A 21,580-nucleotide genomic window follows, 5' to 3' on the forward strand; every position below is an offset into this window, starting at 1 on the left:
ATATGTTGCAGGCGGAGAATGTGACGAGTGAGAGTTTATGGGCTGACGTCAGCGTTGTGAAACGCTATTATTTGGCATGATGGATGAAAATTTTTGAAAGCAGAATAGCGAGGGGCTGAGCATGTGGTCAGAATATTCGCTGGAGGTCGTGGATGCGGTCGCCCGCACCGGGAGCTTTAGCGCGGCGGCGCAGGAGCTGCATAGGGTGCCCTCTGCCGTCAGCTATACCGTACGTCAGCTGGAGAACTGGCTGGCGGTACCGCTGTTTGAACGACGTCACCGTGACGTTGAGTTGACCGAGGCCGGGGCGTTTTTTGTCGATGAAGCCCGCAGTATTATCAAAAAAATGCATGCCACCCGACGTCAGTGTCAGCAGGTCGCCAACGGTTGGCGCGGTCAGTTCCACGTCGCAGTGGATCGCATCGTGCGTCCGCAGCGCTGCCAGCAGCTGGTAGTGGACTTTTATCGTCACTTTCCCGATATGGAGCTGATGATCCACAGCGAGGTGTTTAACGGTGTGTGGGATGCCCTGATCAACGGGCGGGTCGAGGTGGCGATCGGGGCGACGCGGGCGGTGCCCGCCGGCGGGCGCTATGCTTTCCGCGATATGGGCTTTCTGCGCTGGCGCTGCGTGGTCAGCCCCGACCACCCGCTGGCCGCGTTTGACGGCGAGGTGGACGACGACCGCCTGCGCCCCTTTCCGGCGCTGAGCATCGAGGATACCTCGCGGACGTTACCCAAGCGGGATACCTGGCTGCTCGATAATCAGCGGCGTCTGGTGGCGCCGGACTGGCCGTGCGCCATCGACTGTCTGGAGGCCGGGCTTTGCGTCGGCCTGATGCCGGCCCACGCCGCCGAGCCGCTGATTGCCGCGGGGCGTCTGCACGCGCTGCGGCTGTGCCAGTCGTTTCCCGACAGCGCCTGCTGCGTGACCTGGCAAGATCACAGCCGCTCACCGGCCCTAGAGTGGCTGCTGGCTTACCTGGGCGATACCCGCACCATGAACCAGGAGTGGCTTATGCCGCAGCCAGCGTGACGATCCGTCCGCCGGGCGGAACGTCGGCGCGATCGTGGGTGACCAGGATCGCGGGAACGGCGCGTTCGGCGATCTGCTGATAGACCCAGCGGCGAAAGCGGCGGCGCAGCGGGGCGTCCAGACGGGAGAAGGGCTCATCGAGCAGCAGGACCGAGGGCGCGGCCAACAGGGTACGCAGCACGCTGATGCGCGCCCGCTGTCCCCCGGAGAGGGCGGCGGGATAGCAGTCGCCCCGCTCGGTCAGCTCCGCCTGCTGCAGCGCTTGCGTCACCGCCGCCTTCGACGCCCCCGGCGGTAGGGCAAAATGCAGATTTTGCGCCACCGTCAGGTGGGGGAACAGAACATCATCCTGAAACAGCAGCCCGATCCCGCGCTGCCAGGGCGGCAGGCGACTCAGGCTGCGCCGATCCAGCCAGACCTCGCCGCGGACGAGCAGCGGCGGCTGTAGATGGCCGCCGATCCCGGCCAGCAGGGTGGATTTGCCGCAGCCGCTGGGGCCCATCAGCGTGACGATCTCCCCCGGCGACACCGTCAAGGTCAGCGGCGCCAGTAGGGGGCGCCCCGCCAGTTCGACGCGCAGCTGGTTGAGATTAAGGGTGGCCATGCGACGTTGCTCCTCGTATACCGCGCAGCGGTAGCCATAGCGCCAGCAAAAATGCCGGCAGCGGTAGCAGGGTTTGCCATAGGGCGCCGATGGCGGCCAGGCGCCGATCGATGCCGCTGGCATAGGCGACGGTTTCCGTGGCCAGCGTCGGCAGCCGCCCGGCGCCCAGCCCCAGCGTCGGCAGATACATGCCGACGCTGACCGCGAGGCCAAAGGCCATCGCCAGCAGCAGCGCCGGCAGCATCTGCGGCAGCTTAATCCGGTAAAAGGCCTGCCAGGGCGTCTTACCCAACGCCAGCGCCACCTGGGTCTGACGCGTATCGAAACGCAGCCAGGCACCGGACAGCGTCAGCAGGTAGTAGGGGGTGACGAACAGCAGCTGGCCATAGATAACCAGCGGGTAGCTGCCCAGCAGTTGGCTGCGGGCGGCGAAATACTGTAGACCGAAGATCAGCCCCATCTGCGGCAGCAGCAGCGGCAGCAGCAGCCGGGCGCCGGGGGCCCGTCGCCTCAGGGTATACCACTCCAGCGTGCCGAGCGCCAGGATCAGCGCCAGCAGGTTGACCGCCAGCGCGATGCACAGGGTATGCCACAGCGGGGCGCTCCAGTCACTGACGCTGTACAGCCAACTGTCATAGCGCCACTGCCGCGGCCAGCGTTGCGCAAAGGGCCAGCGCTGAGCCAGGGAAATCAGCACCAGCATCAGGTAGGCCGCGGCGGCCAGCGCCAGCGCCAAAGGCCAAAAGGCGGCGTAGGGCGCAGGCCCACCGCGGGCGACGCGCCGTCGCGGGGGACGGCGACCCACGGCGACCCACAGGTGTTCAATGCCATACCAGAGCAGCAGCGCCAGCGCGTTTAAGAGCATCAGCAGCAGCGCCCCGAGGGCCGCCAGCGCCGTCTGTCCACCGTCGGCAATCCACTGCCACAGCAGCTGCGCAAACAGCAGCGGCCGCTGCGGACCGAGCAGCTGCGCCAGATCCAGCGCCGACAGGGCAAAGGCCAGGACGCAGAACATGGGCAGGCGTAGCCCCGGCAGCAGCTGCGGCACCACGATGCGCCACCAGCCCTGCGCCGGGGGATAGCCCAGCGCGGCGCTGATGCGCAGCTGCCGCTGCGCGGCGCAGCGGGCGGCCAGATTCAGGGTAAGCAGATAGAAAAAGGGGGTCTCTTTTAACAGCAGGAGCAGCGAGAGGCTCAGGCCGTAGGGATCGTTGGGAAGCGGCAGATCGGGCGGCTGCTGCCAGTCAAACAGCGGCGCCATCAGGCGCCACAGCAGGCCGGTTGGCGCCAGCAGCATCAGCAGGCCGGTGGCCAGGGCGATGTGGGGGGCTGCCAGCAGCAGCGCCGGCGCCAGCGTGTGCTGACGCTGACGCCGTAGGGTGAGCCCGGCCAGCGCCAGCGCCAGCAGCAGGGCGCCGCCGGAGGAGCCTAGCGCTATCCACAGCGACAGAGCCAGGCTGCGGCCCAGCGCGGGCCACTGCAGCAGCTGCAGCAGCGCCTGTCCCGCATTTTGCTCGGTCAGCGGCAGTAGGGTCGCCGGAACCATCGCCGCCAGCGGTAGTGCGCCGGACAGCAGCACCAGCGCGGGAAACAGGACCAGCCGGGACACGCGCTTAGCGGCGGTAGTCGATGAACGGCCCGTCGGCCACGGAGCGACGCTCAACCAGCTTAGGATGCACTTCGATGGTTTGGGCGTCTTCGCGCTTGCTGGTGATGCGATCGAGCAGCATGTCGAATGCCATGGCGCCAAGGCGCTCCTTGGGCTGATGAATGGTGGTCAGCGCCGGGGTAAAGTAGCGGGCGTTGCGCACGTTGTCGTAGCCGATGACGGAAATATCCTGCGGTACGCGCAGCCCCATCTCGTCCGCGGCGCAAATGGCGCCCATCGCCATGATATCGCCGCCGACAAACACCGCCGTCGGGCGCTGCTTCTGCGACAGAATGTTTTGCATCGCCGCATAGCCAGACTCCGGCTCGAAGTCGCCTTCGACCAGCCAGCTCTCCTGCGGCGTGATGTTGGCCTCCTGCAGCGCCTTGAGGAAACCGCGCAGGCGACCGCCGCCGGTGTTGCGCGATACCGGGCCGGTGATGGCGCCAATGTCGCGGTGGCCGCGCTCGATCAGGTAGCGGCCGGCCAGATAGCCGCCCTCGAAGGCGTTGTCCTGGATAGCATCGGTAAAGTCGCTGCGGCGGGTGCCCCAGTCCATGACCACCATCGGGATATGACGGTAGTCCTCAAGGATCTCCAGCAGGTTCTCCGGATATTCGGAGCACATCACCAGCAGGCCGTCGACGCGCTTTTGCGCCAGCATAGCCAGGTAGGCTTTCTGCTTCTCCAGATTATTGTGGGAGTTACACAGGATCAGGGTATAGCCTTGGCTGTAGCAGCTATTCTCTACCGACTCGATGACCTCGGCAAAGTACGGCGCCTCGCTAGAGGTCGCCAGCAGGCCGATGGATTTGGTGTGGTTGACCTTCAGGCTGCGGGCAACGGCGCTGGGGGAGTAGTGTAGTTCTTTAATGGCCTCCCAGACGGCGGCTTTGGTCTCGTCGGCGACAAAGCGGGTTTTATTGATGACGTGAGACACCGTGGTGGTCGATACGCCTGCGCGCTTTGCCACATCTTTAATCGTTGCCATGAAACAAATGACTCCTAGGCGTACGCGCTGCGTCGCCGTTTTGTTAATCGTTTGCCTGCGTGCATCGGAAAATACGCCTGACAGCGCGGCTCGGCGCCGGCGCGTTTGCGCAATAGGGTGACGTTTGCCATTTCTTGTTTAGAATTATAGCGTCGGCACGCGGCAGTAAACCGCAAATTCTGTCTGATCTCAGGCAAAAGGGGAAGCACTAATTGGCGATTTGCGCAGGATGTAATCATAAGATTTTCTGCGTGTTTTAAGATGTGATTTATGTAAAAATGATTTAACACGGGTTTTGTGCGAATTCTTAAGTCAGTAAAAATTGATACAGAACGTAAAACATGAGGTGTCAGGATGGAAAACGATCTGAAGTATTCTCTGGTAACAACGGTGGTGGCGCTGGCGCTGATCGTCGTGGCCAGCCTGATCGCCGCACTGCACTAAGTTAGCGGGCGGCGTAATAAAAAAGGCGCTCGGTGAGCGCCTTTTTTGTCTCTCTGGTCGGTTACGCCAGATTCTGGGCGACGAACTCCCAGTTCACCAGCGCCCAGAAGTTTTCCAGGTACACCGGGCGAGCGTTACGGTAGTCGATGTAGTAGGCGTGTTCCCATACGTCCACGGTCAGCAGCGGCTTGTCGTCGCCGGTCAGCGGGGTCGCGGCGTTAGAGGTGTTGACGATGGCCAGGGTGCCGTCCGCCTTTTTCACCAGCCAGGTCCAGCCGGAGCCGAAGTTGCCTACGGCAGACTTGGTCAGCGCGTCTTTGAACGCGGCAAATGAGCCGAAGGCGGCGTTGATGGCGTCCGCCAGGGCGCCGCGCGGTTCACCGCCGCCGTTCGGGGAGAGGCAGTGCCAGTAGAAGGTGTGGTTCCACACCTGAGCGGCGTTGTTAAAGATACCGCCGGAGGCGCTCTTCACGATCTCTTCCAGCGATTTTCCTTCGAACTCAGTGCCTTTGATCAGGTTGTTCAGGTTGACTACATAGGCGTTGTGGTGCTTACCGTAGTGGTATTCCAGCGTTTCGGCGGAGATATGCGGTTCCAGCGCATTCATGGCGTACGGTAATGCAGGTAATTCAAATGACATAGCTCTCTCCTTAATGCTTCTGTGGCAAGACGGTTAACCCGTAAGCAACGCAGATGAGACGTCGCCGGCGGTTAGACAAAAATGAAAAAATCTTGTTGTCCGCTTGTTATGGTTTGTGATTCTAGCAAGTTTTGCCGTGAAAGACAGGGGGCAGGTGTATTTTAGCTGACTGAGTGGCGAAATGTGCAGCAGACAAGCAGTGAAAGCGGCGTGCGGCAGGGGGCGGTCATGGGGGAACCGCCGCCGGAACGGGGGCGTACGGGGCGTTAGCGGATGGTTTTCGGGGTCATGACGCGGCGGGCGCCCAGGTAGTGATCCTGCCAGTAGTCATCGCCCAGATAGCTGACGCGGATCTCCTCGCCGGTGCGCGGAGACTGGATAAATTTGCCGTTGCCCAGATAGACGCCGACGTGATCGGCGGCGCCGCGTCCGTGGATCTGAAAGAACACCAGATCGCCGCGCTGCAGCTCGGCGCGCTTGACCGGCGCGGCGTCGCGCAGGTGGTACATTTCGTTAGCGGTGCGCGGCATTTTAATGTTCAGCAGATCCTGATAGGCGTAATAGATCAGGCCGCTGCAGTCAAAGCCGGTATGGGGAGAGGTACCGCCCCAGCGGTAGGGTTTGCCTATCTGGCGCATCAGCTTATTCATCGCCGTCTGTTTGGCGTGCTGGTAGCGTTTCTTGTGCAGCGGACTCATGTGGATCGGCTGGCTATCTTCATGGCGGCCGGCCGCGCGGTGGGCCGTCTTAAGAGGCGAGGGGCGACCGTAGGCTTTTTTACCCGGGTGCGACGCCCCATGTGCGCTCGCGCGACGCGCAAGGGGCTTTTCGCCGCGGTGGTGCGCTTGCGCCTTGTGCTCGACGGCGGCGCGGTGCGGTGCGGCGACCGTGCGGTGGCTACTGTGCGCCGCGCGCTTTTCCCGGGCGGGGGGATGAGACGCCGCGCTGTGATGCTTGTGTGCCCCGGCGTCTGCCCTGCGTTTTTTACGCTCGCCGCTCTGGCTGTGGCCCGCCGTGGCTTTTCGCTGATCGGCGATGACTTTGTGTGCCGGTGAGGCGGCCGCTGAGGTGGTAAACCATTGGGTAAACAGCAATACAAAGAGCGCAACGAGTAGACGCATGATCAGTCGCTTCCAAGCCAAAAACTAAAATAAAAACGCAGAAACAGTATTAATTAAAATATGCTGAACATAACAGTACTGATGTTTACGTATTCGCGTCTAATTGTGAGTAAATATTTCAATTGTCTGATTTAGCGACAGAGAGGGCTTTTTTACAGTGATATTGCCTATTAAAAAACGGTTGAGCAGGATAATGGGCGAATAATGAGCGGCTGGCAGAGCGACGATGTGCTGCCGCGGCAGCGCGCTGTGCAATAGACCCTGTAAAAGATGGTGTTTTTTTCCTGCCGTGCCCGCCGCTACAATAGCGCGATCCGACGCCGCGTGCCCCGCGGCGGGCGGGGGAGGCGCCTTTCGTGCCCCATCCCTTGTCTGCTGTGGTCGGCGCGGGCGATAATGACAATATACTGCGTTACCGCTATAACACTGGATATTTAAGGAAGTAAAGATCATGACCACTATCGAAAAGATTCAGCGCCAGATCGCCGAGAACCCGATTCTGCTGTATATGAAAGGCTCACCGAAGCTGCCGAGCTGCGGCTTTTCTGCGCAGGCGGTGCAGGCGCTGTCCGCCTGCGGCGAGCGCTTTGCCTACGTGGATATCCTGCAGAACCCGGACATTCGCGCCGAGCTGCCAAAGTTTGCTAACTGGCCGACCTTTCCGCAGCTGTGGATTGAGGGTGAGCTGATCGGCGGGTGTGACATCGTGCTGGAAATGTATCAGCGCGGCGAGCTGCAGACGCTGATCAAAGAGGCCGCGGCGCGCCACGGCTCAGCGGCGCAGGACAACGCCTGATCGCGCGGCGTTAGGCCATGTAAAAAGGCGCCGCAGGGCGCCTTTTGTGTATCGGTCGGGACCGTGTGCTAGAGGATCATCGCTGCCGCCCAGCCGAAGCCGAGCAGCGGCAGGTTGTAGTGCAGGAAGGTCGGCACCACCGAATCCCAGATATGGTCGTGCTGGCCGTCCATATTCAGCCCAGAGGTTGGCCCCAGGGTAGAGTCAGAGGCCGGCGACCCGGCATCCCCCAGCGCCCCGGAGACGCCGATAATGGCGATGGTCGCCATGGGGGAGAAGCCAAAGGCAATGCACAGGGGCACATAGATTGCCGCGATGATCGGCACCGTGGAGAAGGAGGAGCCGATGCCCATGGTGATGACCAGCCCGACCACCAGCATCAGAAACGCAGCCAGTCCCCGGTTGCCGCCGATCGCCCCCTCGATAGAGGTCACCAGCGTATCTACGCTGCCGGTGGCTTTGATCACGGCGGCAAACCCGGAGGCGGTGATCATGATAAAGCCGATCATCGCCATCATATGCACCCCGCGGGTAAAGACATCCTGAGTATCCCGCCAGTGGATCACGCCGCCGAGAATAAACACCACAAAGCCCATCAGCGCGCCGAGCACGATAGAGTTGGTCGCCAGCTGCACCCCGAGGGCGGCGATGATGGCGATAACGGCGACCCACACGGCCCGTAAATGAATACGCTTATGCTCCGGCTCGGCGGACAGAATGCGCCCCTCGTTGTAGCGGCGCGGCCTGCGGTAGCTGAAGAAGATGGCCAACAGCAGGCCGAACAGCATCCCCAGCCCCGGCAGCAGCATGGCGCTGGGCACCTGGGCGGCGGTGACCTGTAGCCCGTTCTCATTGAGGTTCTTCAGCAGAATATTGTTCAGGAAGATGCCGCCAAAGCCGATCGGCAGCACCATATAAGGGGTGATCAGGCCGAAGGTCAGCACGCAGGCTACCGCGCGCCGATCGAGGTTCATCCGCGAAAATACGTGCAGCAGCGGCGGGATCAGAATGGGAATAAAGGCAATGTGGATGGGGATCAGGTTCTGCGACGAGATGGCGATCAGGGTCAGGATCAGCAGCAGACCGTATTTAAACCAGAACAGGCGGTGGGCGCTCGGCGTCAGCCCCATGCGGCGGATCACGCCGTGGGCCAGCACGTCGGTGATCCCAGAGCGTGAAATCGCGACGGCAAAGGTACCCAGCATGGCGTAGCTGAGGGCGATCTCCGCGCCGCCGCCCAGCCCACCGCTGAAGGTCGTGATCGTGGTGTCCAGGGTGAGACCGCCGCTCAGGCCGGCAACCAGAGAGGCGACGATCAGGGCGATCACCACGTTAACCCGCAGCAGGCTGAGCAGCAGCATTACGACCACGGCAATTACAACAGCATTCATAGACGTCAATGTCCTAAAAGTCGTTCAAGGCAATAGCAGGATTATTAGCATGTTTCCGTGCGCGGCACGACAAAAAAATACCCTGCCGTGACCTTTTTCCCGTCGTCGCGGGGCGGAATAAAAAACGCCCGCGGAGCGGGCGTGCTTGCAGGGGGGCGATTATGCCTCTGCGGAGGGGGCGGTATCGTTCAGGTAGGCCGGGGGCCAGCCGCCCAGGCGTTTCCAGCGGTTCACCAGCTCACAGAACAGCGTGGCGGTCTGCTGGGTATCATACAGGGCCGAATGGGCCTGGGCGCTGTCGAAGGGGATCTCCGCGCTGAGGCAGGCTTTGGCCAGCACCGTTTGACCGAGAACCAGCCCGCTGAGGGCGGCGGTATCGAAGGTGGCGAACGGATGGAACGGGTTGCGCTTCAGCCCGGCGCGCTCTGCGGCCGCCATCAGAAACGAGTGGTCAAAGTGGGCGTTGTGGGCCACGACCACCGCGCGATTGCACGCCTGATCTTTAATTCCCTTGCGCACCATCTTAAAGATGGCGTGCAGCGCGGTATATTCGCTGACGGCGCCGCGTAGCGGGTTGTGCGGATCGATTCCGTTAAAGGCCAGCGCCTCTGGCGAGAGCACGGCGCCTTCAAAGGGGGTGATATGGAAATGCAGGCACTGATCGGTTTCCAGCCAGCCGTCGTCGTTCATTCGTAGAGTGACGGCGGCAATTTCCAGCAGGGCGTTGCGATTGGCGTCAAAGCCTGCGGTTTCGACGTCGATGACGACCGGGTAAAAGCCGCGAAAGCGCGCGCTCAGCGCATTGAGATTAGAGGTGTCAGCCATGAGTTCGTTGGTGTCTTTATTTTGAATGCAGCGCGCATTATGGCAAATTTTGCCGTGTTTTACACGGGGATGGCAAATGAGCAGGGGCGCGGGCGGCACATATTGCGTCCGCCCGGGTGAACGGGGCGGGGAGGTTAGCGGCCCAGCCCTTCGCTAGCCGAGCGGTTTTCGATCAGCTCGATTTTATAGCCGTCGGGATCGTCGACAAAGGCGATGATCGTATGACCGCCTTTGACCGGGCCCGCCTCACGGGTAACGTTGCCGCCGGCGCGGCGGATCTGCTCGACGGTGGCGGCGACGTCATCGACGCCGAGGGCGATATGGCCGAAGGCGCTGCCCATCTCATAGCTATCGACGCCCCAGTTATAGGTCAGTTCGATCACGGCGCCTTGGCTCTCATCGCCATAGCCGACGAAGGCCAGAGAGTATTTATAGGCTTCGTTTTCACTGGTGCGCAACAGGCGCATGCCCAGCACCTGGGTATAGAAGTCGACGGAGCGCTTCAGGTCAGTGACCCGCAGCATGGTATGAAGTACACGCATAGTTATCCTCAACGCTGGCAAAGTAAAAAGACGTTTCAATAGTGTCACAGCGGCCGCCGACTTGGCAACGTCAAACCCGGTGAGCGGTTGGGCCGGGCGCGTTGACGACGCGCTGATTCCGATGACTCGGCGCGGCGATCGCCGGGTGGCGTAGGGCGGCGCCGGGGCGCGGAGGATCTTTAACGCATTTAATTGATTAATTGTTATCATATTAGCTCAAATAATTATTTGATGTTTCTTTTCGGCGTCGTATGGAATTTGTGTGATAGATATTTATGTTGCATTTTTATAGCGCAGGTTAAATCAATAAATGGGGCGTCGCTGGGCGGGGAGAGGACGGCGCAATCGCCCGCGCTGCCTGAGTGCGGCGGCGCTAGCGCATTCTTGCGGTGTATTATGTGATAGACGACGATTAATTTGGATATATTTGCAATATGTATGTTTATTAATGCGCAAACAATAAGCATGAATAAGCTTTTTTTCATTATTTCGCTTTATATTGTTTAGCTAACTGGTTAATATTATTGGCACGCAATCGCTCGACTATCGCCGTTTTTGGCTCGATAGACGCGCGGGAGTGAACCACAAAGGAATTGGCCGATATGTACCCGGCACGGGCATCGGGATGATGATGCGTTACCGTTCGGTGCCATAGCCGAAAGGAGCTCGCCGCCTGAGGCCTGACCGCTGCGTTTCACCGGAAAGGGGAAACCAACGGGCATCGCGCCGCCGGATCCTGTCCAAAGGGGAGCTGCACGCTGAGTCGTGTCCTCCGGACAGAGGTCGGTGATGACGGTGTATCGGGTTTATGGATTAGCACGCTCATTATAAGGAGATTAAATTGGAATCAACATTGGGGTCGGATTTATCACGGTTGGTGCGTGTATGGCGTGCCTTGATCGATCAGCGACTGAAGCCGCTGGAGCTGACGCAGACGCATTGGGTGACGCTGTATAACATTCACCGCCTGCCGCCGGAGCAGTCACAGATTCAGCTGGCCAAGGCGATTGGCATTGAGCAGCCGTCGCTGGTGCGTACGCTGGATCAGCTGGAAGATAAGGGTCTGATTACTCGACATATCTGTGCTAACGATCGCCGTGCCAAACGCATTAAGCTGACGGACGGTGCCGAACCCGTGATTAGGGAAGTGACCGACGTGATTTCGCTGACGCGCAGTGAAATCCTGGACGGTATCTCAGCGGATGAGGTCTCGCTGTTGACCAGTCTGGTCGAACGTCTGGAGCAGAACATTATTCATTTACAGAATAAATAAACCGCATCGCGTTCGAGCAGTCAAAAAAAAACCGGAAGGCATGCCTCCGGTTTTTTTTATTTATTGCCGTGGGATCACATCGGCGAGACGTTAACGGTGCTGCCGTTGCTCAGCAGCATTACGCGCTGATTAACCCGGAAAGCCTGCTTGTCGTTTTTCTGTACCACGGCGATGGTCTTACCGCTGTCGAGACGGATCACCAGCTGGACGCCGTTGGTACGGTTGACCGCGCCCTCAATGCTGTTGCCGGCCACGCCGCCCGCGACGGCGCCTGCGGCGGTCGCCAGGCTGCGTCCGGTGCCGCCGCCGATGGTGTTACCCAGCAGCCCCCCGATGACGGCGCCGCCGATGGTGCCGATCATGTTCGCCTCGCTACCGGCTTGAATCTGTACCGGCTCCATGGAGACGATGGTGCCATATGTCACCTGCTGTACCTGCTTGGCCTGATTGGCGCTGTACACGTCGCCGGACAGGGTGCTGGTATTGGCACAGCCCGCCAGGGTTGCCGTGGCAATAGCGACAATAATAAGACGCTTCATCATGATTAGGTTCCTTTTATTACCATTACCCGTGTTCTTTCCCGAGGTGCGGCGGCGAGATGGCGGGGCATCATGACCGGACGCGGACGCGGGATGAGCGTAGCTTCAGTGTATGTCAAAATGGCTTAACCGTGGATAAACCGTCGCCGGCGGCGGCGCGCGGCCCATCAGTATGGTATGTATCATGTTATTCTAATGATAAAACGGTAGCTTAAGAAGTCGGAATCCGTAAATTATGTTGCAGCTTTTTGCTGCCGTCGGATTTATCCGCAATTGGCGCTGATATTGATAAACGTTAAGTCGATCCGTGAGTTGGGTGATAGGCTGGACGAAATACCGGCGGCGGCCTGCGCGGCGCGTCGCAACACCGGAGTCGAAGAGAATATGAAAACGGGACGCTATATCGGCATTATGTCCGGCACCAGCCTGGACGGTATTGATGTGGTTCTGGCCGCGATCGATGAAACGCTGGTGGCACGCCAGGGGCACTACGTTCACCCCATCCCCCATGAGATCAAGACGGCGATCCTGGCCATGAGCCAGGGGCAGGAGACGACGCTGGCGGCGGTGGGCGAGCTGGACCGCGCCCTGGGCACGCTGTATGCCGAGGCGGTCAATCAGCTGCTGCAGCGCCAGCGGCTGACGCCCCATGATATTGTGGCCATCGGCTGCCATGGACAGACCGTCTGGCATCAGCCCGAGGGGAGCGCGCCCTTTACGCTGCAGCTGGGGGATAATAACCGCGTAGCAGCGTTGACCGGGATCGCCACGGTGGGCGATTTTCGGCGGCGCGATATGGCCTACGGCGGGCAGGGTGCCCCGCTGGTCCCGGCATTTCATCATGCGCTGCTGGCCCATCCCGGCGAGCGCCGCATGGTGCTGAATATCGGGGGGATCGCCAATTTATCGCTGCTGCTGCCTGGCGCGGCGGTGCGCGGTTTTGACACCGGGCCGGGCAATATGCTGATGGATGCCTGGATCTGGCGTCGGTGCGGACGTCCGTACGACGCCGACGCCGCCTGGGGACGCGGCGGCCGCGTTCTTAGCGCGCTGCTGGCGCAGATGCTGGCGGATCCCTATTTTGCGCGTCCGGCGCCGAAAAGCACCGGGCGGGAGCTGTTTAACCTCGGCTGGCTGGAGCGGCACCTGCAGCGCTGGCCCGGCGTGGACGCCCGGGATGTTCAGGCGACGCTGGCGGAGCTGACGGCGCGCAGCATCGCCGATCAGGTCCAGCTGGCCGGCGGCTGCGAGCGCCTGCTGGTCTGCGGCGGCGGCGTCCACAATCCGCTGGTGATGGGCCGGCTGGCGGCGCTGCTTCCGGGGACCGAGGTCGCACCGACCGATAAGTACGGCGTCAGCGCGGATGATATGGAGGCCCTGGCCTTTGCCTGGCTGGCCTACCGGACGCTCTCCGGGCTGCCCGGCAACCTGCCGTCGGTGACCGGCGCCGATCGTCCGACGCTGCTGGGTGCCATCTACCCGGTCAATCCCTACGATACCGATGTCGTTTTCTAAACGGAGGGCACGATGATGCGTTTTTCCCAGGTGATTATCGCCATGCTGACGCTAAGCGGGTGTCAGTGGTGGCCCGGCGTGACTCCGCTACAGACGCTGCACTATCGCTGCGGCACGCTGCCGCTGACCGTCCAGCAGGACAACGCCCGGCGTCAGGTGCGCCTGGTGCTGGACGGCAACGCCCTGACGCTATCACAGACGCTCTCGGCATCGGGCGTGCGCTACAGCGATGGCCGCTATACCTTCTGGTCTAAGGGCGAGGGCGCCTTTGTCGAGCGCGACGGAAATCTGATCCTGAATGATTGCCGCCTGCAGCGCTGAGCCTGACTGTCCCTATAGTTTCCCCTCTGCTGTCACCGTCCGGCCCACCCTGCGGCGGATGGTGGATTTATTCTTATTATTATCAATTAATTACATCCTATCTCCGGCCATCGCTCACCGCGGCGCGGGGTGAATTTGTATGGCAAAATCCCCGTTCCTTCCGCCTGACGCGAGGTCGGGGGAACGCGGGTGATTGAGATTGTGGCGGCCAGCGTGCAGAATGAATTCATCTCCGCTGTCAGGACGTTGAATATGAGCGAAAACAACGAGTTTGATATTGCCGATCTGCGCCGCGACTATGTGCGCGGCGGCCTGCGCCGCCGTGATTTAACCGCCGATCCGCTGGATCTGTTCGAACGCTGGCTGCGCCAGGCGTGCGATGCGCGCTTAGCCGATCCGACCGCCATGTGCGTGGCGACGGTGGATAAATCCGGCCAGCCCCACCAGCGCATCGTGCTGCTGAAGCACTACGATGCGCAGGGCATGGTGTTTTATACCAATCTGGGCAGCAATAAGGCCCAGCAGCTGGAGGAGAATCCGCGTATTAGCCTGCACTTCCCTTGGCATATGCTGGATCGACAGGTCAGTATCACCGGCACGGCTCACCGTCTCTCGGCCCTGGAGGTGATGAAGTATTTTCACAGCAGACCGAAGGACAGCCAGATTGCCGCCTGGGTGTCACACCAGTCGGCGCGCATCTCCACCCGCGGGATCCTGGAGAGCAAGTTTTTGGAGCTGAAGCAGAAGTTTTTGCAGGGCGAGATCCCGCTGCCCAGCTTTTGGGGCGGCTACCGGGTATCGGTGCAGACCATGGAGTTTTGGCAGGGGCGCGAAAGCCGCCTGCACGATCGTTTTCTGTATCAGCGCGACGGGGATAGCTGGCAAATTGACCGCCTGGCGCCCTAGGTTGGAGACAGGGACGGCGGCGACGTCGACCATTTGGCTACGCCTTAACCCTCAAACGGTTACCGGTGCTGCCTAACGGCGTTATTTCCCCTGTAAAGGCTGGCGTGACGGAGCGCGGCGCTTTATCCTATAGCGTTTATTATCCGCCTTGACACCGCCCTGTAAGGGTGACGGTGTGTGTTAACACTAATGGAGTTATTAATGGCAAGCAGCAACCTGATTAAACAACTGCAAGAGCGGGGCCTCGTTGCCCAGGTTACGGATGAAGAAGCGTTGGCAGAGCGACTGGCGCAGGGGCCCATCGCACTGTATTGCGGATTCGATCCGACCGCTGACAGCTTGCATTTGGGCCATCTGGTTCCCCTGCTGTGCCTTAAGCGCTTCCAGCAGGCCGGGCATAAGCCGGTGGCGCTGGTGGGCGGGGCGACCGGTCTGATCGGCGATCCGAGCTTTAAGGCGACCGAGCGTAAGCTGAACACCGAAGAGACGGTGCAGAGCTGGGTGGACAAAATCCGCCGCCAGGTTGCGCCGTTCCTGGACTTCGACTGCGGGAGCAACAGCGCGATTGCCGCCAACAACTACGATTGGTTTGGCGGCATGAACGTGCTGACCTTCCTGCGCGATATCGGCAAGCACTTCTCTGTTAACCAGATGATTAACAAAGAGGCGGTTAAGCAGCGTCTGAACCGTGACGATGTGGGGATCTCCTTCACCGAGTTCTCCTACAACCTGCTGCAGGGCTATGACTTTGCCAGCCTGAACCGGATGCACGGCGTCGAGCTGCAGATCGGCGGCTCCGATCAGTGGGGGAATATCACCTCCGGCATCGATCTGACCCGCCGTATGAACCAGCAGCAGGTGTGGGGACTGACCGTTCCGCTGATCACCAAGGCCGACGGAACCAAGTTTGGTAAGACCGAAGGCGGCGCGGTATGGCTGGATCCGAAAAAGACCAGTCCGTACAAGTTCTACCAGTTCTGGATCAATACCGCCGATGCTGACGTATACCGTTTCCTGAAGTTCTTCACCTTTATGAGCATTGAGGAGATCAATGCGCTGGAAGATGAAGATAAGAACAGCGGTAAGGCGCCGCGCGCGCAGTATGTGCTGGCCGAGGCGGTGACGCGCCTGGTGCACGGCGAGGCGGGGCTGGAGGCGGCGAAACGCATCACCCACAGCCTGTTCTCCGGCAGCCTGAGCGAAATGACCGAGGCCGACTTTGCCCAGCTGGCGCAGGATGGTATGCCGATGGTCGAAATGGATAAGGGCGCCGATCTGCAGCAGGCGTTGGTTGACGCCGAACTGCAGCCGTCGCGTGGCCAGGCGCGTAAAACCATCGCCTCTAACGCGGTCACCGTCAACGGTGAGAAACAGTCCGACCCCGAATACACTTTCAGCGACGGCGATCGTCTGTTTGGCCGCTATACGCTGCTGCGTCGCGGCAAGAAGAACTATTGCCTGATCTGCTGGAAGTAATCACAGCAATCAAGGGGGCTGCGGCCCCCGTTAATACCAACGACTGCCCAGTGGGCAGATAAGCAAAAATACGATGAAGAATATCCTTTCCATTCAATCTCACGTGGTGTTTGGCCACGCCGGCAACAGCGCCGCCGTTTTCCCGATGCGTCGCATGGGCGTTAACGTATGGCCGCTGAATACCGTTCAGTTTTCTAACCATACTCAGTACGGTCACTGGACCGGCAGCGTGATGCCGGCTAATCATCTGACCGAGATTGTGCAAGGGATTGCCGATATTGGGGAGCTGGCGCGCTGCAACGCGGTGCTGAGCGGCTACATTGGTTCGCCGCAGCAGGGCGAGCATATTTTGCAGATCGTTCGACAGGTGAAGCAGAGCAACCCCGAGGCATGGTATTTTTGTGACCCGGTGATGGGACACCCGGAAAAAGGGTGCATCGTCGCGCCGGGCGTGGCGGAGTTCTTCTGCCAGCAGGCGGTGGCCTGCAGCGATATCATGGCACCGAATCTGCTGGAGCTGGAGACGCTGACCGATCGTAAGATAACCTGCGTCGAGGAGGCCCTGGCGGCTTCGCGCGCGCTGATCGCCCGCGGCCCGCGCATTGTCTTGGTCAAACACCTGCACAACGCCGGCTACGATAGCAACAGCTTTGAAATGCTGCTGATCACCGCCGACGAGGCCTGGCACATCGCCCGTCCGCTGGTGGACTTCGGCGCTCGCCAGCCGGTGGGCGTTGGCGATTTGACCAGCGGTCTGCTGCTGGTGAACCTGCTGAAGGGCGAGCCGCTGCAGCGCGCGCTGGAGCACGTGACGGCGGCGGTCTATGAGGTAATGCTGACGACCCAGGCGATGGGAGAGTACGAGCTGCAGCTGGTCGCCGCGCAGGATCGCATCGCCTGTCCGCAGCACCGCTATACGGCGCGGGCGCTGCACGGCTGATGCCCGACTGTCCGCCACAGGCTAGGCCTCCCTTGGGAGGCCTTTTTCTTTTGTCTTCTGCGCGCCGCGTCGAGCGCGTTATTTCAACCCCTCGGCGCTGAGCGTGGCATCGACCGCTGGCCGCGCGGCGATACGCGCCATATAGTCGGCCAGCGCGGGCCATGTGGCCAGATCGAAGTGCATTGCCTTGGCCCAGCACAGCAGGGTGAACAGATAGGCGTCGGCGACGCTGAAGCGCGGGCACCTGTCCCTTGGGATTAATGCTCAGATAGTCGCTGCCGTGCTCGGTACGTTTGCTGGCCAGATCCACGCTTTCAATGGTGAAGTCCAGCCCGGCCTCACGCAGTACGATATGCGGTGAAAGAGAGCAGGCCCCGGACGTATAGAACAATTTCATCACTCGCTCCTTGGACGTTTCTGACAGGTAGATGACTGTTAGCGTAGTCCGTCAGCGGCGGCCTGTCTGTGTGGCAGATAGAATTTATACGTGGGCGCCAGCGGTAAAAAAAAGGCGCCGCAGGGGCGCCTTTTTTGCGAGGGAGAGAAATTAATCGCCCAGGGTCATACGGTTCAGCTTCGGTGCGGTCAACAGCATCAGCACCGCGATGACGGCGGTAGCGAGGCCGATCTGCATAAATACGTGGCTATAGATAGCCAGTGAGGCGTGCGGATCGGCAACCTCACCGCCCGGTACGGCGGTCAGCGCAGCCACTTTACCGGCGATCAGCGCGGCGGCGGCGGTGGTCAGGAACCACGAGCCCATGATAAAGCCCATCAGTCGCTGCGGCACCAGCTGTGCCACCATGGCCAGACCCAGACCGGAGATCATCAGCTCGCCGATACTCTGCAGCGCATAGCTCAGGATCAGCCAGTTAACCGACACAATCCCCGCTTCATTGGCGAAGGATGCGCCCCATGGCAGCACCAGGAACGCGCCGGAGCACAGCACCATACCGATAGCAAACTTGTGCGGCATCGGCAGGCGGTCGCCCATCTTGTTGTAGATTGCGGCCAGGATCGGGCTAGCGACCATGATCCAGAACGGGTTCAGCGCCTGATACTGCTCCGGCTCGAACGCGATGCCGAAGATGCTGTGTTCAACGTTATGGATGGCGAAGAAGTTCAGCGAGGTCGGCATTTGGCTATACAGCACGAAGAAGACCACAGCTTCCAGCATCAGTAGGAAGGCGACGATCATCTTACGGCGTGCGCCGCCCTGCAGTGCAAAGGTCTCTTTCGCGAAGATCAGGATGATGCCGGCGGAGATGATGGCCAGCGCCCAGCGCGCGATGGTCTGGTTATGCAGCAGCCAGGTTGAAATAGCAACCAGGATCACCACGCCGACCAGGGTCATCATCAGCTTGCCGACCTGCAGCGGTGCGAAGTCCGGCTTGGAGCCCTGATCCTTCACCCAGCGACGGCACATCATAAAGTTGACCAGGGTGATCAGCATGCCCACGACGCTCAGGGAGAACGCGACGCTCCAGCCAAAGCGGGCCGCCAGCCACGGAGTTGCCAGCATAGAGAAGAAGGAACCGATGTTCACCGACATGTAGTACATGGTGAAGGCGCCATCCAGGCGCGGATCGTTTTTCTCATAGCAGGTAGAGAGCAGCGAGGAGGGGTTAGCCTTAAACAGGCCGTTACCGACCGCGATGGTCGCCATCCCCACGTAGACCAGCGACAGATCATGGCCGGAGTAGGCGACAAAGGCATAGCCAATGGCCAGAACCAGCGCGCCGAGCATGATGACACGCTTGGCACCCAGCACCTTGTCACCCAGCCAGCCGCCGATAGCGACGAAGCCGTATACCAGGGCGCTGAAGGATGAGAACAGGGTAATGGAGTCGGCCTCGGTCATGCCCAGCATCTTAACCAGGTAAACGGCCATGATGCCCTGCAGGCCGTAATAGCCAAAACGCTCCCACAGTTCGATAGAGAAGATCAGATAGAAAGCACGGGGCTGTTTAAACGCGTTGAGACTCACGTTTTCCGGTTGGTTGTTGTTTGCGTTTGACACAAGTTACCTCTGGTTTTTCACGCCCGTCTGACGACGGGTAACGGCCGCGGCGCATGTTTAAAAAACATACTGTTTACATTGTTATACGCGGCAGGAAGAGGGGTACTCTTAACGATATTTTGCAGGCTGACAATAGGTTTGTAATATCCTGTTACACAAACATTCTCTGGAATAATCCGATAATGTTACAAATGTTACTCAGAGGGAACTAACGCCTAAAATGCATTTTCCGATGTAAAATTTTGCCGAATTGCCGTACAAAAGCAATTTCGTTGTATGTTTCGCTATTTTTATAAAAAGCAGGGTTATTGTCTGGCTGTTCGCAATAATTGTATTTGATTGTACTAAATTATCGTCTTTTTCCAAAATCATCAAATCAAGCAACATATCGGCATCAATCGAAAAATAATATTAACGATTTAAATGTGATCAACCTCAAAATTATGACAACGAAAGTGCTTGCACTGTGGAAAATAAAGTGAAACTGCGCTAGCAGAGGTAAAAACGAGGGAGAGATCACAGCAGACGGCGCCGCGCACCGTCGGACAGGTGCGCGCGGCGCCGGGAAAGGGCTTACTGCTCGGGGTAGACTTTATCGCGGAATTCGCACAGATCTTCGATGAGGCAGGAGCCGCAGCGCGGGCGCCGGGCGATGCAGGTATAGCGCCCGTGCAGGATCAGCCAGTGATGGCAGTTGAGGGCGAACTCCGCCGGTACGACCTTAAGCAGCTTCTCCTCAACTTCGTTGACCGTCTTTCCCAGCGCAAAGCGGGTGCGGTTACAGACGCGAAAAATATGGGTATCGACGGCGATGGTCGGCCAGCCGAAGGCCGTATTGAGCACGACGTTGGCGGTCTTGCGTCCGACGCCGGGCAGCGCCTCCAGCGCCTGGCGATCTTCCGGCACCTCGCCGCCGTGCTGCTCCAGCAGGATGCGACAGGTCTTGATAATGTTTTCCGCCTTGCCGTTATACAGGCCGATGGTCTTGATGTGCCGCTTGACGCCGTCCACGCCGAGCGCCAGCAGCGCCGCGGGGGTGTTGGCCGCCGGAAACAGCGTCGCGGTTGCCTTATTGACGCTGACGTCGGTCGCCTGGGCCGACAGCAGCACGGCGATCAGCAGCTCGAATGGGCTGCCGTAGATCAGCTCGGTGGTCGGCTGCGGGTTGGCGTCGCGTAGGCGCCGAAGTATCTCAATGCGTTTTGCCTGATTCATCATGCCTGCTCATGGTTTTCCGTGGGCGCCGCGTCGCGCGGCGCTGGGCCAACGGCGCTACGCTGCGCCTGACGCCGGCGTAGCTTTTGATCGATAACATATTTGAACGCCAGCATAAACCCAAGGCCAAGAAATGCGCCCGGCGGCAAAATGGCCAGCAGGAACGGCGTATCGGTATGAAACAGCTCAATGCGCAGCGCGCGGGCCCAGTGGCCGAGCAGCAGGTCGGCGCCGTCGAACAGGGTGCCGTTGCCCAGGATTTCACGCAGGGCGCCTAAAACGAACAGCGCCGCGGTCGCGCCCAGCCCGGTCGCCAGGCCGTCCAGCGCCGCCATCCCGACGGGATGGTGGGCGGCATAGGCCTCGGCGCGTCCGATGACAATGCAGTTGGTGACGATCAGCGGAATAAAGATCCCCAGCGATTGATACAAGCCGAACGCGTAGGCGTTGATCAGCATCTGCACCGCGCTGACGACGGAGGCGATGATCATCACATAGATAGGAATGCGGATCTCGCCGGGCACCCAGCGGCGCAGCGCCGAGACGGCGCTGTTGGTCAAGACCAGCACCAGCGTGGTGGCCAGCCCCAGCCCCAGGGCGTTGGTGGCGGTAGAGGAGACCGCCAGCAGCGGGCAGAGGCCGAGCAGCTGCACCAGGGCCGAGTTGTTCTTCCATAGCCCGTTGAGGAATAGATTTTTGGCTTCACTCATTCACTTTCTCCACAGCGCGGCAGACTGGCCAGATGCGGTCGGATATCGTGGATCGCCAGCGTGGTGCGGCGAACGGCGTTAACCACCGCCCGCGGGGTAATGGTGGCGCCGGTAAACTGGTCGAACTCACCGCCGTCTTTCTTTACCCGAAACGCCGGGTCCTGTGCGCCGTGCACCACCTTATTGCGAAAGCTGTCGATCCAGTCGGAGATACGGATTTCGATTTTATCGCCCAGCCCCGGGGTTTCGTGCTGCTCTTGCACCCGCACCCCCAGGACTTTACCGCTGAAGTCGGCGCCGACCAGCAGACGAATGGCGCCGGCATAGCCATCGGGCGCGGTGGCTTCGACCAGCGCCGCGATCGGCTGGCCCTGACGCTGGGCCAGATACAGCCGGTGCGGTGCGCCGTCGCCCAGGCGGGGATCGCGCAGCAGCAGGCAGCTGCGCTGCAGGTCGTTGTCGTAGTCACCCGGCGCGATCACCTGATCAAACAGCCGCTGCTGCTGCAGCGCCGCCTGACGGGCGATGGTGCGGGTGGTCAACTGATGCACGATCGCGGTCAGCGCGGTGGCGAGAATAGCAAACAGGGCCAGGCGGATACCGTGGCGGCGCATAGTGGTTAGCATG

General features: G+C 60.4%; 22 protein-coding genes and 1 pseudogene. 9 read left to right on the forward strand and 14 right to left on the reverse strand.

All coding sequences use genetic code 11. The annotated features are described in order from the left end of the window. Nucleotides 1–121: 121 nt before the first annotated feature. Nucleotides 122–1,036 carry a DNA-binding transcriptional activator PunR gene (punR, locus tag L1P05_RS08160; RefSeq protein ID WP_012848513.1) on the forward strand — a complete coding sequence of 305 codons (915 nt, stop codon included), beginning with the start codon at nucleotides 122–124 and terminating at the stop codon, nucleotides 1,034–1,036. Here punR and L1P05_RS08165 read toward each other — a convergent pair. From L1P05_RS08165 to purR, 3 genes are read right to left on the reverse strand one after another with little or no spacing between them, the layout of a single operon-like run. Beyond that, nucleotides 1,017–1,640, reverse strand: coding sequence for an ATP-binding cassette domain-containing protein (locus tag L1P05_RS08165; protein WP_012848514.1), 624 nt, complete (start codon nucleotides 1,638–1,640; stop codon nucleotides 1,017–1,019). The two genes, punR and L1P05_RS08165, sit on opposite strands and share 20 nt — an antisense overlap. Beyond that, complete coding sequence (locus L1P05_RS08170; RefSeq protein ID WP_012848515.1) at nucleotides 1,627–3,249, reverse strand: ABC transporter permease family protein; 1,623 nt, start codon at nucleotides 3,247–3,249, stop codon at nucleotides 1,627–1,629. Before L1P05_RS08170 ends, L1P05_RS08165 begins: the two co-directional genes overlap by 14 nt. Before the next feature lie 4 nt (nucleotides 3,250–3,253). After that, nucleotides 3,254–4,279: an HTH-type transcriptional repressor PurR gene (gene purR / locus L1P05_RS08175; RefSeq protein ID WP_012848516.1), complete on the reverse strand. Its 1,026-nt coding sequence runs from the start codon at nucleotides 4,277–4,279 to the stop codon at nucleotides 3,254–3,256. A 354-nt stretch (nucleotides 4,280–4,633) separates the two neighbouring features. On the opposite strand from purR, the gene cydH reads away from it, so the two are divergent. Beyond that, nucleotides 4,634–4,723, forward strand: coding sequence for a cytochrome bd-I oxidase subunit CydH (cydH, locus tag L1P05_RS08180; RefSeq protein WP_095666566.1), 90 nt, complete (start codon nucleotides 4,634–4,636; stop codon nucleotides 4,721–4,723). Nucleotides 4,724–4,784: 61 nt separating this feature from the next. On the opposite strand, the gene sodB is transcribed toward cydH, so the two are convergent. Beyond that, nucleotides 4,785–5,363: a superoxide dismutase [Fe] gene (sodB, locus tag L1P05_RS08185; RefSeq protein WP_012848518.1), complete on the reverse strand. Its 579-nt coding sequence runs from the start codon at nucleotides 5,361–5,363 to the stop codon at nucleotides 4,785–4,787. 266 nt (nucleotides 5,364–5,629) lie between these two features. Then, the gene (locus tag L1P05_RS08190) at nucleotides 5,630–6,484 is read right to left on the reverse strand and encodes a C40 family peptidase (protein WP_034168103.1); all 855 of its coding nucleotides are present in this window, start codon (nucleotides 6,482–6,484) and stop codon (nucleotides 5,630–5,632) included. 448 nt (nucleotides 6,485–6,932) lie between these two features. Between L1P05_RS08190 and L1P05_RS08195 the strand changes: the two genes are divergently transcribed. Continuing rightward, nucleotides 6,933–7,280, forward strand: a complete 348-nt coding sequence (locus L1P05_RS08195) for a Grx4 family monothiol glutaredoxin (protein WP_034168104.1) — start codon at nucleotides 6,933–6,935, stop codon at nucleotides 7,278–7,280. Nucleotides 7,281–7,348: 68 nt separating this feature from the next. Here L1P05_RS08195 and L1P05_RS08200 read toward each other — a convergent pair whose 3' ends face one another. The 3 genes from L1P05_RS08200 to gloA form a co-directional block, all read right to left on the reverse strand. Then, nucleotides 7,349–8,671: a Na+/H+ antiporter family protein gene (locus tag L1P05_RS08200; protein WP_012848522.1), complete on the reverse strand. Its 1,323-nt coding sequence runs from the start codon at nucleotides 8,669–8,671 to the stop codon at nucleotides 7,349–7,351. Nucleotides 8,672–8,830: 159 nt separating this feature from the next. Then, entirely contained in the window at nucleotides 8,831–9,496 is a 666-nt protein-coding gene (gene rnt, locus L1P05_RS08205; protein ID WP_015461459.1) for a ribonuclease T, read from the reverse strand. 134 nt (nucleotides 9,497–9,630) lie between these two features. Then, a complete protein-coding gene (gloA, locus tag L1P05_RS08210; RefSeq protein WP_012848524.1) occupies nucleotides 9,631–10,038 on the reverse strand; it encodes a lactoylglutathione lyase in 408 nt (135 codons plus the stop codon). An 841-nt stretch (nucleotides 10,039–10,879) separates the two neighbouring features. Between gloA and slyA the strand changes: the two genes are divergently transcribed. Further along, nucleotides 10,880–11,311, forward strand: coding sequence for a transcriptional regulator SlyA (slyA, locus tag L1P05_RS08215; RefSeq protein ID WP_015461460.1), 432 nt, complete (start codon nucleotides 10,880–10,882; stop codon nucleotides 11,309–11,311). Between the two features lie 74 nt (nucleotides 11,312–11,385). Here slyA and L1P05_RS08220 read toward each other — a convergent pair whose 3' ends face one another. Continuing rightward, nucleotides 11,386–11,853 carry an outer membrane lipoprotein gene (locus L1P05_RS08220; protein WP_012848527.1) on the reverse strand — a complete coding sequence of 156 codons (468 nt, stop codon included), beginning with the start codon at nucleotides 11,851–11,853 and terminating at the stop codon, nucleotides 11,386–11,388. 381 nt (nucleotides 11,854–12,234) lie between these two features. Between L1P05_RS08220 and anmK the strand changes: the two genes are divergently transcribed. The 5 genes from anmK (at nucleotide 12,235) to pdxY (ending at nucleotide 17,008) form a co-directional block, all read left to right on the forward strand. Next, a complete protein-coding gene (anmK, locus tag L1P05_RS08225) occupies nucleotides 12,235–13,365 on the forward strand; it encodes an anhydro-N-acetylmuramic acid kinase (RefSeq protein WP_041692516.1) in 1,131 nt (376 codons plus the stop codon). 12 nt (nucleotides 13,366–13,377) lie between these two features. Beyond that, on the forward strand, nucleotides 13,378–13,686 hold the full coding sequence (locus L1P05_RS08230) for an MliC family protein (RefSeq protein ID WP_012848529.1): 309 nt from the start codon (nucleotides 13,378–13,380) through the stop codon (nucleotides 13,684–13,686). A gap of 252 nt (nucleotides 13,687–13,938) precedes the next feature. Beyond that, the gene (pdxH, locus tag L1P05_RS08235; protein ID WP_015461462.1) at nucleotides 13,939–14,592 is read left to right on the forward strand and encodes a pyridoxamine 5'-phosphate oxidase; all 654 of its coding nucleotides are present in this window, start codon (nucleotides 13,939–13,941) and stop codon (nucleotides 14,590–14,592) included. Nucleotides 14,593–14,793: 201 nt separating this feature from the next. Continuing rightward, nucleotides 14,794–16,068, forward strand: coding sequence for a tyrosine--tRNA ligase (gene tyrS, locus L1P05_RS08240; RefSeq protein WP_012848532.1), 1,275 nt, complete (start codon nucleotides 14,794–14,796; stop codon nucleotides 16,066–16,068). A 73-nt stretch (nucleotides 16,069–16,141) separates the two neighbouring features. Next, entirely contained in the window at nucleotides 16,142–17,008 is an 867-nt protein-coding gene (gene pdxY / locus L1P05_RS08245; RefSeq protein WP_012848533.1) for a pyridoxal kinase PdxY, read from the forward strand. A 78-nt stretch (nucleotides 17,009–17,086) separates the two neighbouring features. On the opposite strand, the pseudogene L1P05_RS08250 reads toward pdxY, so the two are convergent. The 5 genes and pseudogenes from L1P05_RS08250 to rsxG all read right to left on the reverse strand — a co-directional run bounded on the left by L1P05_RS08250 (nucleotide 17,087) and on the right by rsxG (nucleotide 21,579). Then, a pseudogene (locus L1P05_RS08250) lies at nucleotides 17,087–17,405 on the reverse strand (glutathione binding-like protein). A 150-nt stretch (nucleotides 17,406–17,555) separates the two neighbouring features. After that, nucleotides 17,556–19,028 (reverse strand): dipeptide/tripeptide permease DtpA, encoded by a 1,473-nt coding sequence (gene dtpA, locus L1P05_RS08255; protein ID WP_012848534.1) that lies wholly within the window; start codon nucleotides 19,026–19,028, stop codon nucleotides 17,556–17,558. Between the two features lie 573 nt (nucleotides 19,029–19,601). Beyond that, nucleotides 19,602–20,243 (reverse strand): endonuclease III, encoded by a 642-nt coding sequence (gene nth / locus L1P05_RS08260; RefSeq protein ID WP_012848536.1) that lies wholly within the window; start codon nucleotides 20,241–20,243, stop codon nucleotides 19,602–19,604. Then, nucleotides 20,243–20,953: an electron transport complex subunit E gene (locus L1P05_RS08265; RefSeq protein WP_012848537.1), complete on the reverse strand. Its 711-nt coding sequence runs from the start codon at nucleotides 20,951–20,953 to the stop codon at nucleotides 20,243–20,245. Before L1P05_RS08265 ends, nth begins: the two co-directional genes overlap by 1 nt. Further along, on the reverse strand, nucleotides 20,950–21,579 hold the full coding sequence (rsxG, locus tag L1P05_RS08270; RefSeq protein WP_012848538.1) for an electron transport complex subunit RsxG: 630 nt from the start codon (nucleotides 21,577–21,579) through the stop codon (nucleotides 20,950–20,952). The genes L1P05_RS08265 and rsxG overlap by 4 nt, the downstream gene beginning before the upstream one ends. Between the last annotated feature and the right edge of the window lies 1 nt (nucleotide 21,580).

The organism is Edwardsiella piscicida (genome assembly GCF_021733145.1).
Taxonomy (GTDB): domain Bacteria; phylum Pseudomonadota; class Gammaproteobacteria; order Enterobacterales; family Enterobacteriaceae; genus Edwardsiella; species Edwardsiella piscicida.

Coding starts and splice junctions, on each gene's coding strand:
- punR (WP_012848513.1), top strand. CDS start 122: ATGTGGTCAGAATATTCGCTGGAGGTCGTGGATGCGGTCGCCCGCACC.
- L1P05_RS08200 (WP_012848522.1), bottom strand. CDS start 8,671: ATGAATGCTGTTGTAATTGCCGTGGTCGTAATGCTGCTGCTCAGCCTG.
- pdxH (WP_015461462.1), top strand. CDS start 13,939: ATGAGCGAAAACAACGAGTTTGATATTGCCGATCTGCGCCGCGACTAT.
- tyrS (WP_012848532.1), top strand. CDS start 14,794: ATGGCAAGCAGCAACCTGATTAAACAACTGCAAGAGCGGGGCCTCGTT.
- anmK (WP_041692516.1), top strand. CDS start 12,235: ATGAAAACGGGACGCTATATCGGCATTATGTCCGGCACCAGCCTGGAC.
- rnt (WP_015461459.1), bottom strand. CDS start 9,496: ATGGCTGACACCTCTAATCTCAATGCGCTGAGCGCGCGCTTTCGCGGC.
- L1P05_RS08220 (WP_012848527.1), bottom strand. CDS start 11,853: ATGATGAAGCGTCTTATTATTGTCGCTATTGCCACGGCAACCCTGGCG.
- pdxY (WP_012848533.1), top strand. CDS start 16,142: ATGAAGAATATCCTTTCCATTCAATCTCACGTGGTGTTTGGCCACGCC.
- cydH (WP_095666566.1), top strand. CDS start 4,634: ATGGAAAACGATCTGAAGTATTCTCTGGTAACAACGGTGGTGGCGCTG.
- L1P05_RS08165 (WP_012848514.1), bottom strand. CDS start 1,640: ATGGCCACCCTTAATCTCAACCAGCTGCGCGTCGAACTGGCGGGGCGC.
- L1P05_RS08230 (WP_012848529.1), top strand. CDS start 13,378: ATGATGCGTTTTTCCCAGGTGATTATCGCCATGCTGACGCTAAGCGGG.
- nth (WP_012848536.1), bottom strand. CDS start 20,243: ATGAATCAGGCAAAACGCATTGAGATACTTCGGCGCCTACGCGACGCC.
- L1P05_RS08265 (WP_012848537.1), bottom strand. CDS start 20,953: ATGAGTGAAGCCAAAAATCTATTCCTCAACGGGCTATGGAAGAACAAC.
- sodB (WP_012848518.1), bottom strand. CDS start 5,363: ATGTCATTTGAATTACCTGCATTACCGTACGCCATGAATGCGCTGGAA.
- purR (WP_012848516.1), bottom strand. CDS start 4,279: ATGGCAACGATTAAAGATGTGGCAAAGCGCGCAGGCGTATCGACCACC.
- L1P05_RS08190 (WP_034168103.1), bottom strand. CDS start 6,484: ATGCGTCTACTCGTTGCGCTCTTTGTATTGCTGTTTACCCAATGGTTT.
- gloA (WP_012848524.1), bottom strand. CDS start 10,038: ATGCGTGTACTTCATACCATGCTGCGGGTCACTGACCTGAAGCGCTCC.
- rsxG (WP_012848538.1), bottom strand. CDS start 21,579: ATGCTAACCACTATGCGCCGCCACGGTATCCGCCTGGCCCTGTTTGCT.